General features: G+C 41.3%; 3 protein-coding genes. 2 read left to right on the plus strand and 1 reads right to left on the minus strand.

What is annotated here, in order from left to right; genetic code table 11:
* On the minus strand, positions 1-12,213 hold the full coding sequence (locus tag ACPX19_RS12145; protein WP_426430274.1) for a gliding motility-associated C-terminal domain-containing protein: 12,213 nt from the start codon (positions 12,211-12,213) through the stop codon (positions 1-3).
* Between the two features lie 364 nt (positions 12,214-12,577).
* Here ACPX19_RS12145 and ACPX19_RS12150 point away from each other — a divergent pair, with 364 nt between their 5' ends.
* Together ACPX19_RS12150 and ppk1 are read left to right on the plus strand one after the other, a co-directional pair.
* Positions 12,578-13,066, plus strand: coding sequence for a SixA phosphatase family protein (locus ACPX19_RS12150; protein ID WP_426430275.1), 489 nt, complete (start codon positions 12,578-12,580; stop codon positions 13,064-13,066).
* A complete protein-coding gene (gene ppk1, locus ACPX19_RS12155; protein ID WP_426430276.1) occupies positions 13,063-15,117 on the plus strand; it encodes a polyphosphate kinase 1 in 2,055 nt (684 codons plus the stop codon). The genes ACPX19_RS12150 and ppk1 overlap by 4 nt, the downstream gene beginning before the upstream one ends.
* Position 15,118 lies beyond the last annotated feature (1 nt).

Genomic DNA, 15,118 nt, shown 5'->3' on the forward strand with positions numbered 1-15,118 from the left:
TTATTTATCAGTTGCTACGTAGATTGGACCTGCAAAAGGTTTCAATCCACTATTTCTTAAATTAATAATATAGTAGTAAGTTCCGGTTGGGACTTTTCCAGAGCTTCCTACAGACGAGCTATGAGCATCGCCATTCCAATCGTTTTGATAATTATTATTCTTATAAATTTCTGCTCCCCAACGATTGAATATTTGAAGTTCTACAACAAATCCACAGTCTTCTACACCAGTTATGGTAAAGAATTCATTATAACTATCACCATTTGCGGTTACAGTTTTAGAGATTACAACATCCTCAGCACCACAAGGTAAAACCACACAATCATCATCGATAGTCACATTTACTTCTACTTCGGTAGGACAAGGTCCGTCAGTGATAGAGTACATAAATGTATACATACCAACGTCTACTGTTGAAGGATCAAATAAGCTTCCATCAATAGTTGCATTACCAGAAACAACACTCCAAGTACCATTCATATCAAAATCACCAGATAATAATTCGAATAAATCAAACTCAGAATCTAAAACACAACGGTTGGTATCAAAAGCATTGATGACATTACTAATTTCTACATCAATATTTTGGGTGAAAATCGCTTCATTACCACAATCATCAGTAACAGTCCATGTTCTTGTGATTGAATAATCTTCAAAGTCATTCGTTTGTGTTGAATCTTCATTAAAAGAAACACTTATATTGTTAGAACAAGCATCTTCAAATACCAAGTTAGGTACTTCAGGAATATCGTCACATGAAGCTGTAATATTCTCATCTATAGGAGTAACTACTGTTGGAGCAGTAGTATCCTGTACTGTAATGATTTGAATGTGGGTAGTATCATTACCACAAGCATCAGAAGCTGTCCAAGTACGTTCTATAATATAGTCACCTATACATGCTCCGCTTGTAATTTCTTCTTCAAATGTAACCGTTGCATCACCACAGTTGTCATTAGCAGTCAATGCTTCAGCCGTAGGAACAGCATCACACTCAACAGTTACATCCGCAGGAAGCGTTTCATTAAACGTAGGTGCAGTAGTATCCTGAACAGTGATAGTTTGTGTATGCACAGTTTCGTTGCCACAAGCATCAGAAGCCGTCCAAGTACGCGTTAAGGTATATTCATTATTACAAGTACCAGCAGTAGTTGTTTCATTGAAATCTACCATTGCATTACCACAGTTGTCATTAGCCGTTAAAGTTTCAGCCGTAGGAACAGCATCACACTCAACGGTTAGATCCGCAGGAAGCGCTTCGTTAAACGTTGGTGCAGTAGTATCCTGAACAGTGATAGTTTGTGTATGCACAGTTTCGTTGCCACAAGCATCAGAAGCCGTCCAAGTACGCGTTAAGGTATATTCATTATTGCAAGTACCAGCAGTAGTTGTTTCATTGAAATCTACCGTTGCATTACCACAGTTGTCATTAGCCGTTAAAGTTTCAGCCGTAGGAACAGCATCACACTCAACAGTTACATCCGCAGGAAGCGCTTGGTTAAAAGTCGGCGGAGTGGTATCGACCACGGTAATGGTCTGGTCGGCAGACACGCTGTTGCCACACTCATCGGTTACGGTCCAAGTACGTACAATAGTCTTTGTATTGCCACAAGCCGCAGTCTCTACGTCTGATTCGGTAACGGTTACCGCGCCACAGGTATCGGCACCTGTAGCCACACCAGTATTGGCAGAGGACTCATCATCAGTACACTCAATCGTAATATCAGCAGGCACAGAGATCGTAGGTGGAGTGGTATCTACTACTGTAATCGTTTGATCAGCAGATACGCTGTTGCCACACGCATCGGTAGCCGTCCATGTTCTTGTTATCGTTTTCGTGTTGCCACACTGAGCCACTTCAACATCACTGAAAGTCACGTTAGGAACCGCACAATCATCAGTTGCGGTTGCAGTACCAGTACTAGCAGGTGAAGTATCCTCGGTACATTCCACTGTAGCGTCGGCAGGAATGGTCAATACAGGGTCAACCGTATCGATAATAGAATATGTAGCCGTAGTATTCGCGGTGTTGCCACACTCATCGGTAGCCGTAAAAGTCACGGTAATAGCACCATTGGCACAATCCACATCGGTATTGGCACCATAGTCATTGGACCAGGTCACCGTACCACAGGTATCATTGGCAGTTGCACCAGCATTGTTGGCAAGCCAAGCTTCTAATGTACCATCAGGAGTCACGCCACACTGGATGACGATGTTATCCGTATTTGTATTATCTATAGTCGGCGGAGTGGTATCGACCACGGTAATGGTCTGGTCGGCAGACACGCTGTTGCCACACTCATCGATTACGGTCCAAGTACGTACAATAGTCTTTGTATTGCCACAAGCCGCAGTCTCAACATCGGACTCGGTAATGGTCACCGTACCACAAGTATCGCTACCTGTAGCCACGCCAGTATTGGCAGAGGACTCATCATCAGTACACTCAATCGTAATATCAGCAGGCACAGAGATCGTTGGTGCAGTAGTATCCTGAACAGTGATAGTTTGTGTATGCACAGTTTCGTTGCCACAAGCATCAGAAGCCGTCCAAGTACGCGTTAAGGTATATTCATTATTGCAAGTACCAGCAGTAGTTGTTTCATTGAAATCTACCGTTGCATTACCACAGTTGTCATTAGCCGTTAAAGTTTCAGCAGTAGGAACAGCATCACACTCAACGGTTAGATCCGCAGGAAGCGCTTCGTTAAACGTTGGTGCAGTAGTATCCTGAACAGTGATAGTTTGTGTATGCACAGTTTCGTTGCCACAAGCATCAGAAGCCGTCCAAGTACGCGTTAAGGTATATTCATTATTGCAAGTACCAGCAGTAGTTGTTTCATTGAAATCTACCGTTGCATTACCACAGTTGTCATTAGCCGTTAAAGTTTCAGCAGTAGGAACAGCATCACACTCAACGGTTAGATCCGCAGGAAGCGCTTCGTTAAACGTTGGTGCAGTAGTATCCTGAACAGTGATAGTTTGTGTATGCACAGTTTCGTTGCCACAAGCATCAGAAGCCGTCCAAGTACGCGTTAAGGTATATTCATTATTGCAAGTACCAGCAGTAGTTGTTTCATTGAAATCTACCGTTGCATTACCACAGTTGTCATTAGCCGTTAAAGTTTCAGCAGTAGGAACAGCATCACACTCAACGGTTAGATCCGCAGGAAGCGCTTCGTTAAACGTTGGTGCAGTAGTATCCTGAACAGTGATAGTTTGTGTATGCACAGTTTCGTTGCCACAAGCATCAGAAGCCGTCCAAGTACGCGTTAAGGTATATTCATTATTACAAGTACCAGCAGTAGTTGTTTCATTGAAATCTACCGTTGCATCACCACAGTTATCATTAGCCGTTAAAGTTTCAGCAGTAGGAACAGCATCACACTCAACGGTTAGATCCGCAGGAAGCGCTTGGTTAAAAGTCGGCGGAGTGGTATCGACCACGGTAATGGTCTGGTCGGCAGACACGCTGTTGCCACACTCATCGGTTACGGTCCAAGTACGTACAATAGTCTTTGTATTGCCACAAGCCGCAGTCTCTACGTCTGATTCGGTAACGGTTACCGCGCCACAGGTATCGGCACCTGTAGCCACACCAGTATTGGCAGAGGACTCATCATCAGTACACTCAATCGTAATATCAGCAGGCACAGAGATCGTAGGTGGAGTGGTATCTACTACTGTAATCGTTTGATCAGCAGATACGCTGTTGCCACACGCATCGGTAGCCGTCCATGTTCTTGTTATCGTTTTCGTGTTGCCACACTGAGCCACTTCAACATCACTGAAAGTCACGTTAGGAACCGCACAATCATCAGTTGCGGTTGCAGTACCAGTACTAGCAGGTGAAGTATCCTCGGTACATTCCACTGTAGCGTCGGCAGGAATGGTCAATACAGGGTCAACCGTATCGATAATAGAATATGTAGCCGTAGTATTCGCGGTGTTGCCACACTCATCGGTAGCCGTAAAAGTCACGGTAATAGCACCATTGGCACAATCCACATCGGTATTGGCACCATAGTCATTGGACCAGGTCACCGTACCACAGGTATCATTGGCAGTTGCACCAGCATTGTTGGCAAGCCAAGCTTCTAATGTACCATCAGGAGTCACGCCACACTGGATGACGATGTTATCCGTATTTGTATTATCTATAGTCGGCGGAGTGGTATCGACCACGGTAATGGTCTGGTCGGCAGACACGCTGTTGCCACACTCATCGATTACGGTCCAAGTACGTACAATAGTCTTTGTATTGCCACAAGCCGCAGTCTCAACATCGGACTCGGTAATGGTCACCGTACCACAAGTATCGCTACCTGTAGCCACGCCAGTATTGGCAGAGGACTCATCATCAGTACACTCAATCGTAATATCAGCAGGCACAGAGATCGTTGGTGCAGTAGTATCCTGAACAGTGATAGTTTGTGTATGCACAGTTTCGTTGCCACAAGCATCAGAAGCCGTCCAAGTACGCGTTAAGGTATATTCATTATTACAAGTACCAGCAGTAGTTGTTTCATTGAAATCTACCGTTGCATTACCACAGTTGTCATTAGCCGTTAAAGTTTCAGCCGTAGGAACAGCATCACACTCAACGGTTAGATCCGCAGGAAGCGCTTCGTTAAACGTTGGTGCAGTAGTATCCTGAACAGTGATAGTTTGTGTATGCACAGTTTCGTTGCCACAAGCATCAGAAGCCGTCCAAGTACGCGTTAAGGTATATTCATTATTGCAAGTACCAGCAGTAGTTGTTTCATTGAAATCTACCGTTGCATTACCACAGTTGTCATTAGCCGTTAAAGTTTCAGCCGTAGGAACAGCATCACACTCAACAGTTACATCCGCAGGAAGCGCTTGGTTAAAAGTCGGCGGAGTGGTATCGACCACGGTAATGGTCTGGTCGGCAGACACGCTGTTGCCACACTCATCGGTTACGGTCCAAGTACGTACAATAGTCTTTGTATTGCCACAAGCCGCAGTCTCTACGTCTGATTCGGTAACGGTTACCGCGCCACAGGTATCGGCACCTGTAGCCACACCAGTATTGGCAGAGGACTCATCATCAGTACACTCAATCGTAATATCAGCAGGCACAGAGATCGTAGGTGGAGTGGTATCTACTACTGTAATCGTTTGATCAGCAGATACGCTGTTGCCACACGCATCGGTAGCCGTCCATGTTCTTGTTATCGTTTTCGTGTTGCCACACTGAGCCACTTCAACATCACTGAAAGTCACGTTAGGAACCGCACAATCATCAGTTGCGGTTGCAGTACCAGTACTAGCAGGTGAAGTATCCTCGGTACATTCCACTGTAGCGTCGGCAGGAATGGTCAATACAGGGTCAACCGTATCGATAATAGAATATGTAGCCGTAGTATTCGCGGTGTTGCCACACTCATCGGTAGCCGTAAAAGTCACGGTAATAGCACCATTGGCACAATCCACATCGGTATTGGCACCATAGTCATTGGACCAGGTCACCGTACCACAGGTATCATTGGCAGTTGCACCAGCATTGTTGGCAAGCCAAGCTTCTAATGTACCATCAGGAGTCACGCCACACTGGATGACGATGTTATCCGTATTTGTATTATCTATAGTCGGCGGAGTGGTATCGACCACGGTAATGGTCTGGTCGGCAGACACGCTGTTGCCACACTCATCGATTACGGTCCAAGTACGTACAATAGTCTTTGTATTGCCACAAGCCGCAGTCTCAACATCGGACTCGGTAATGGTCACCGTACCACAAGTATCGCTACCTGTAGCCACGCCAGTATTGGCAGAGGACTCATCATCAGTACACTCAATCGTAATATCAGCAGGCACAGAGATCGTTGGTGCAGTAGTATCCTGAACAGTGATAGTTTGTGTATGCACAGTTTCGTTGCCACAAGCATCAGAAGCCGTCCAAGTACGCGTTAAGGTATATTCATTATTGCAAGTACCAGCAGTAGTTGTTTCATTGAAATCTACCGTTGCATTACCACAGTTGTCATTAGCCGTTAAAGTTTCAGCAGTAGGAACAGCATCACACTCAACGGTTAGATCCGCAGGAAGCGCTTCGTTAAACGTTGGTGCAGTAGTATCCTGAACAGTGATAGTTTGTGTATGCACAGTTTCGTTGCCACAAGCATCAGAAGCCGTCCAAGTACGCGTTAAGGTATATTCATTATTGCAAGTACCAGCAGTAGTTGTTTCATTGAAATCTACCGTTGCATTACCACAGTTGTCATTAGCCGTTAAAGTTTCAGCAGTAGGAACAGCATCACACTCAACGGTTAGATCCGCAGGAAGCGCTTCGTTAAACGTTGGTGCAGTAGTATCCTGAACAGTGATAGTTTGTGTATGCACAGTTTCGTTGCCACAAGCATCAGAAGCCGTCCAAGTACGCGTTAAGGTATATTCATTATTGCAAGTACCAGCAGTAGTTGTTTCATTGAAATCTACCGTTGCATTACCACAGTTGTCATTAGCCGTTAAAGTTTCAGCAGTAGGAACAGCATCACACTCAACGGTTAGATCCGCAGGAAGCGCTTCGTTAAACGTTGGTGCAGTAGTATCCTGAACAGTGATAGTTTGTGTATGCACAGTTTCGTTGCCACAAGCATCAGAAGCCGTCCAAGTACGCGTTAAGGTATATTCATTATTACAAGTACCAGCAGTAGTTGTTTCATTGAAATCTACCGTTGCATCACCACAGTTATCATTAGCCGTTAAAGTTTCAGCAGTAGGAACAGCATCACACTCAACGGTTAGATCCGCAGGAAGCGCTTGGTTAAAAGTCGGCGGAGTGGTATCGACCACGGTAATGGTCTGGTCGGCAGACACGCTGTTGCCACACTCATCGGTTACGGTCCAAGTACGTACAATAGTCTTTGTATTGCCACAAGCCGCAGTCTCTACGTCTGATTCGGTAACGGTTACCGCGCCACAGGTATCGGCACCTGTAGCCACACCAGTATTGGCAGAGGACTCATCATCAGTACACTCAATCGTAATATCAGCAGGCACAGAGATCGTAGGTGGAGTGGTATCTACTACTGTAATCGTTTGATCAGCAGATACGCTGTTGCCACACGCATCGGTAGCCGTCCATGTTCTTGTTATCGTTTTCGTGTTGCCACACTGAGCCACTTCAACATCACTGAAAGTCACGTTAGGAACCGCACAATCATCAGTTGCGGTTGCAGTACCAGTACTAGCAGGTGAAGTATCCTCGGTACATTCCACTGTAGCGTCGGCAGGAATGGTCAATACAGGGTCAACCGTATCGATAATAGAATATGTAGCCGTAGTATTCGCGGTGTTGCCACACTCATCGGTAGCCGTAAAAGTCACGGTAATAGCACCATTGGCACAATCCACATCGGTATTGGCACCATAGTCATTGGACCAGGTCACCGTACCACAGGTATCATTGGCAGTTGCACCAGCATTGTTGGCAAGCCAAGCTTCTAATGTACCATCAGGAGTCACGCCACACTGGATGACGATGTTATCCGTATTTGTATTATCTATAGTCGGCGGAGTGGTATCGACCACGGTAATGGTCTGGTCGGCAGACACGCTGTTGCCACACTCATCGATTACGGTCCAAGTACGTACAATAGTCTTTGTATTGCCACAAGCCGCAGTCTCAACATCGGACTCGGTAATGGTCACCGTACCACAAGTATCGCTACCTGTAGCCACGCCAGTATTGGCAGAGGACTCATCATCAGTACACTCAATCGTAATATCAGCAGGCACAGAGATCGTTGGTGCAGTAGTATCCTGAACAGTGATAGTTTGTGTATGCACAGTTTCGTTGCCACAAGCATCAGAAGCCGTCCAAGTACGCGTTAAGGTATATTCATTATTGCAAGTACCAGCAGTAGTTGTTTCATTGAAATCTACCGTTGCATTACCACAGTTGTCATTAGCCGTTAAAGTTTCAGCAGTAGGAACAGCATCACACTCAACGGTTAGATCCGCAGGAAGCGCTTCGTTAAACGTTGGTGCAGTAGTATCCTGAACAGTGATAGTTTGTGTATGCACAGTTTCGTTGCCACAAGCATCAGAAGCCGTCCAAGTACGCGTTAAGGTATATTCATTATTGCAAGTACCAGCAGTAGTTGTTTCATTGAAATCTACCGTTGCATTACCACAGTTGTCATTAGCCGTTAAAGTTTCAGCCGTAGGAACAGCATCACACTCAACGGTTAGATCCGCAGGAAGCGCTTGGTTAAAAGTCGGCGGAGTGGTATCGACCACGGTAATGGTCTGGTCGGCAGACACGCTGTTGCCACACTCATCGGTTACGGTCCAAGTACGTACAATAGTCTTTGTATTGCCACAAGCCGCAGTCTCTACGTCTGATTCGGTAACGGTTACCGCGCCACAGGTATCGGCACCTGTAGCCACACCAGTATTGGCAGAGGACTCATCATCAGTACACTCAATCGTAATATCAGCAGGCACAGAGATCGTAGGTGGAGTGGTATCTACTACTGTAATCGTTTGATCAGCAGATACGCTGTTGCCACACGCATCGGTAGCCGTCCATGTTCTTGTTATCGTTTTCGTGTTGCCACACTGAGCCACTTCAACATCACTGAAAGTCACGTTAGGAACCGCACAATCATCAGTTGCGGTTGCAGTACCAGTACTAGCAGGTGAAGTATCCTCGGTACATTCCACTGTAGCGTCGGCAGGAATGGTCAATACAGGGTCAACCGTATCGATAATAGAATATGTAGCCGTAGTATTCGCGGTGTTGCCACACTCATCGGTAGCCGTAAAAGTCACGGTAATAGCACCATTGGCACAATCCACATCGGTATTGGCACCATAGTCATTGGACCAGGTCACCGTACCACAGGTATCATTGGCAGTTGCACCAGCATTGTTGGCAAGCCAAGCTTCTAATGTACCATCAGGAGTCACGCCACACTGGATGACGATGTTATCCGTATTTGTATTATCTATAGTCGGCGGAGTGGTATCGACCACGGTAATGGTCTGGTCGGCAGACACGCTGTTGCCACACTCATCGATTACGGTCCAAGTACGTACAATAGTCTTTGTATTGCCACAAGCCGCAGTCTCAACATCGGACTCGGTAATGGTCACCGTACCACAAGTATCGCTACCTGTAGCCACGCCAGTATTGGCAGAGGACTCATCATCAGTACACTCAATCGTAATATCAGCAGGCACAGAGATCGTTGGTGCAGTAGTATCCTGAACAGTGATAGTTTGTGTATGCACAGTTTCGTTGCCACAAGCATCAGAAGCCGTCCAAGTACGCGTTAAGGTATATTCATTATTGCAAGTACCAGCAGTAGTTGTTTCATTGAAATCTACCGTTGCATTACCACAGTTGTCATTAGCCGTTAAAGTTTCAGCCGTAGGAACAGCATCACACTCAACAGTTACATCCGCAGGAAGCGCTTGGTTAAAAGTCGGCGGAGTGGTATCGACCACGGTAATGGTCTGGTCGGCAGACACGCTGTTGCCACAATTATCTGAGGTAGTCCATGTTCTAATTATGGTTTTTGTATTGCCACAGTTATTGATTACAACATCAGATTCAGAAATAGTTACACCACCACATTCATCTTCAGCTTTAGCCAAACCAGTATTAGCAGAAGATTCATCTTCTCCACATTCAATAGTAATGTCATTTGGCAGAGTTAAGATAGGTGGAGTTGTATCCTGAACCGTGATAATTTGATCGGCAGATGTAGAATTACCACACTCATCAGTTACCGTCCAAGTTCTGACAATCGTTTTGGTATCACCACAAGCCGCGGTCTCTACATCAGACTCGGTAACGGTTACCGTACTACAGGTATCGCTACCTGTAGCCACACCAGTATTGGCAGAGGACTCATCGTCGGTACATTCGATAGTGATATCCGCAGGTACTGTAATCGTAGGCGATGTTGTATCTACTATATTTATTGTTTGTATAGTAGTTGTTGTATTATTACAATTGTCTGTAATAGTGAATGTTCTTTGAACTGTTACTGGACAACTTGTAGATGTAATAACATCAATGTATGTTATAGATGATATATTAAAATCATCAGAAGCATTATAATTTGGATTACTGTCAAATGTACTTTGAACATCAGAAGAACCAGAATCATTGAAATTGAATACAGAATTTCCTGTAGTTATATCAGAAGTATCGCAACCTTCAATATTAATTGTACTAGGAACTGAGATTTGAGGATCTTCATTGTCACTTACTCCAATGGTAGCTATAACCGTAGTTGTACAGTTGTTTAAATCTGTTACTAAAACAGTGTATGACCCATTAGCTAAATTTTCAAATAGGCCACTAGCTTGATTATTGGTTCCATTATCGATAGAATACTGGTAAGGGGATGTTCCGTTTATAGCACTTACTGTAAAACTTCCTGTGTTATCGACAGAACAATCAACATTGACAATGTTTGAAACAGATGCTGTTAATGCATTACTAGGCTGATTAATAGTTGCTTGATTTGTAGTTGTACATCCATTTGCATCTGTAATAGTAACATTATATGTTCCAGCTAATAAGCCGTTTATATCTTCATTTGTAGAACCATTATCCCATAAAACTGAATACGGAGCAGTACCTCCACTAATAGTTAAGTCAATAGCACCTGTTGCTTCACCATGGCATAAAATATCAGTAGTTGATGTAATAGTAGAGGTTAAGGATTCAGAAGGTTGATTAATAGTATAGCTATCTGAAATAGAACAACCATTAGCATCAGTAACTGTTACGGTGTAAGTACCTGCAAATACATTAGATATGTCTTCTGAAGTTGCAGAGTTACTCCAAGAATACGTGTATGGAGGTTTTCCGCCAGATACAGTTATGTCAATAGCACCAGTATTTTCTAACTTACATCCAACATCTGTAACTGATGCAGTCAATTCTAAATCTTGAATAGTAATTGGTATTGTGTTTTCTGCCTCACATTTTGTAAACACATTTCTTATAGATAAAACATATGAGCCTTCAGTTAGGCCTGTAAAACTTGTGCCAGATTGAAATGGTCCGTTATTTAAAGAGTATTCATATTCAGGGCCAATAGGATCATCAATATTAATTATAAAATTGTTTACACCTGTACCGCAAGTAACGCTTGCTGTCGGTACTGGTGGAATATCTACATAATTCAAGGTCACTGTAGCTTGATCACAAACAGATGTATTTGGTGCAGGTAAACAAACCTCATACTCGAAAGTTACACTTCCTGTGAAACCAGTAGTAGGTGTATAGCTGTAGGTACCATCTGTGTTTAAATTAAATGCTATACCAGCAGGACTTGGCCCTGAAACTAATGAGTATGTAGAACCAGAAGGTGCATTATTAACCAAACTTATGTCACCTGAAACTTTATCATTGATACAACCTGTTTCATAATTATCAACAGCATATTTTTGGAGTAGAAAAAATTTACCATCTCCATGATCGTTTGTTGCACCTATAAATTCTATCCTAGTAATTTGTGAGCCAGTAGGAGCTATATCATTTAAGTAAAAAAGACCAATACCTATGGTTTGCCCATTATCGTTACATCGACCAGATTGCCAATAGTCTGAACCAGCATTAGGTACACCAAAATTACAACCTGTATAATTTCCTGAGTTTCTTACAAAAGTTTCTCCTAATTTTTGTTCTGGGCCACCACCGGCTGGTGTTCCCCAAACTTCTATATAGAAACAGTTATTACCACCACGCTCTGTTACAGCGAGTACACCACCATCATTAGATGGTATTGCTGGGCTGTAAAATATGGTTTGTTTTTGGGCATCAGTTGTAAGAGCTGCACTAAAATCAGAACATATATTTCTACCATTGGAATTTGATGTAAAATAATGATTTAAGTTTTTATCTTGAAAAGCAGCAGTTGCATTTGTAACCCAATTGGCAGCATTACTATTACCACCTACAAACGCACCATTCTCTCTAATTCGGTTTTGGCTATGACCGTTTGGTCCCAAACGTGTCAATTCGTAGCTGGTAGGTACAACAAATGTGTTGTAAACTGTGCCATCAATGGTGATTGACTGAATAGTTGCTGGATCACTATTATTAGATTGTGTATCAGCCCATTGAAACGTTACACCAGTCTGAATAGAAGGTGACTGCTGGGCGAAAAACACATTTGGTAGCATAACCAATAATACGATTAGTATATATCTAGCCATACTTAAGCCTGAAATACAATTGTATTTGTTTCTCATACTATACATAATAACTTATAAAGTCTATGTAGCAGAAACATTGGATGACAACAAGCTATCGAATAACGATAGCACTTATCACTTAATGTTTAAGCAACATTTTTGTTTTGTTAATTGCAAAAAAATAGAGGGAAGTATTATTAATGCAAATGAAATCTTGAATGGATTAATATATTTTTGATTTGGGGTCATTTACATTAATTTTACGTAAACAAAAGAACTTATATCTAATATTTTAAACAAACATTAGAGTTAAAGCGCCAAAATAGTCGTTAAAACGGAATTATGCAACATTTTATCGAAAAAAATTGCATTTAATCGAAAATCAATGAAATCAATTACACTCGTAAGACACGGAAAATCATCATGGGAATTTAATGTTTCAGACTCCCTAAGACCTTTGAAAAACAGAGGGATAGAAGATGCTAAATTAGTTGCTAATCAATTTATTAGGGTAGGTGAGTTACCCGAGATTATATATTCAAGTCCGGCTGTAAGGGCTTTCTCAACTTGTAAGATATTTTTAGATATTTTTAATTTATCAGAAGATTCTGTCATTGTTACAGATGATCTTTATGATTTTGGAGGGGAAAGTGTTATAAACTTTATTAAAAGATTATCCAATAATTATAATTCGGTTATGTTGTTTGGTCATAACCATGCTTTCACATCTATCGCTAATATATTTGGTGATAAGTTTATAGATAATCTTCCTACAAGTGGTCTAATTAAATTTAATTTTGACATTTCTGATTGGAAAGATTTAAAAAAAGGAACTACTGAACTTATAATTATTCCTAAGGATTTAAAAGCATGACAAAACACAAAAATACTTATATAAATAGAGAACTAAGTTGGTTACAGTTTAATGCAAGAGTACTCCAAGAAGCAGCAGATGAAACAGTACCATTGATTGAACGCTTAAGGTTTTTAGGTATTTTTTCTAATAATTTAGATGAGTTCTTTAAAGTTAGATATGCAACTGTAAAGCGAATTTATGATGCTGGTAAAGGTGGTAAAAGTGAGCTTGGTGGTATTAAAGCAGATGAGTTGCTAGAAGAGATTACCGAGGTAGTTATTGATCAGCAAAGAGAAAGTGTTGAAATTTTACATAGCGTTGAACAGGAGCTTGAAAAAGAAAATATTTTTATTATCAATGAGACTGAGATTGAAAAAGATCATCATGAATTTATAATTAATCATTTCTATCAGGAGATTAGCCCTGCTTTGGTTGTAATTATATTAGATGAAGATATAGCGCTTCCAGAACTTAAAGATAGTGCGGGATATCTAACCATAAAGATGTCTAACTCTGGTGGAAAAGATCAATATGCGCTTATTGAAATTTCTAAAAGTATGGAGCGTTTCATAGTTTTACCAAATAGAGGCGACTCCAGCTACATTATAATGGTAGATGATATAATTAGGTATTGCTTAGATGAAATTTTTAATATTTTTAAGTATGATTCTATTTCTTCTCATATGATAAAAATAACTCGAGACGGCGAATTAGATTTTGATAGTGACTTGAGCAAGAGTTTTGTAGATAAATTATCTCGAAGTGTAAAGGATAGGCAAAGTGGTGATCCTGTTAGGTTTGTATACGATAAAAACATAGAGCCAGATACGTTAAATTTTTTGTTAGAACGAATGGAAATCGATTCTAGGGATAGTATTATACCTGGTGGCCGTTACCATAACCGAAGAGATTATATGGATTTTCCTAGCTTAGGAAGAACAGATTTACTTTATGACAGAATAAAACCATTACCAGTTAAGGGCTTAAGCTTACAAGAAAGTATATTCACAACAATTGCTAAAAAAGATTATTTAGTTTACACTCCTTTTCATACCTTTTCCTACATAGTCAAGTTTTTGAGGGAGGCTGCATTAGATCCTAAAGTAAAGACTATAAAGATTACGATTTATAGATTGGCCCAAATATCGCATGTTGCTAGTTCTTTGATAAACGCAGCCAAAAATGGTAAATATGTAACCGTTTCCATAGAACTTAGAGCACGCTTTGATGAAGAAGCCAATATTAATTACGCTGAGCAAATGCAAGATGCAGGAGTTAATATGTTGTTTGGTGTACCAGGATTAAAGGTACATAGCAAAATGTGTGTTATAGAACGTGAAGAAGATCATAAACTAAAACGTTATGGCTTTATAAGTACAGGTAATTTTAACGAGTCAACGGCAAAATTCTACACAGACTTTACGCTTCTTACTTCTAACGCTAAAATTTTAAAAGACATAAACAAAATGTTCGACTTTTTAGAAGTCAATTACATTGTTAATAGATACAAACATATTATAGCATCACCTCATTATACAAAAACCAAATTATTCTCTCTCATTGACAGAGAGATTGAAAATGCTAAAAATGGAAAGAATGCTTATATAAAGCTAAAGATGAATAGTATAAGCAGCTATAAAATGGTAGATAAACTTTATGAAGCGAGTAGAGCAGGGGTTAAAATCCAAATGATTGTTAGAGGCTTGTGCTGTTTAGTACCTGGTGTTGAAGGTATGAGTGAAAATATTGAAGTTATTAGTATTGTTGATAAGTTTTTAGAGCATACACGTTTATATGTATTCTCCAATAATGATAATCCATTAGTTTATATTTCATCAGCTGATTGGATGACCAGAAATATAGAACATAGAGTAGAGGTAAGCTGTCCAATTTATGACGAAGACCTAAAGCAAGAGTTACAAGATTTATTTGAGATTTGCTGGAATGATAATGTAAAAGCTCGTCTTATTAATGAGATACAAGACAATACGTATCGTAGAAACGAAAAACCAAAAGTGCGTGCTCAGTTCGATACATATAATTATTATTTAAAAAAGTTAGAAGGATAAT

The sequence above is a fragment of the Winogradskyella sp. HB-48 genome (assembly GCF_049942685.1).
Taxonomy (GTDB): Bacteria; Bacteroidota; Bacteroidia; order Flavobacteriales; family Flavobacteriaceae; genus Winogradskyella.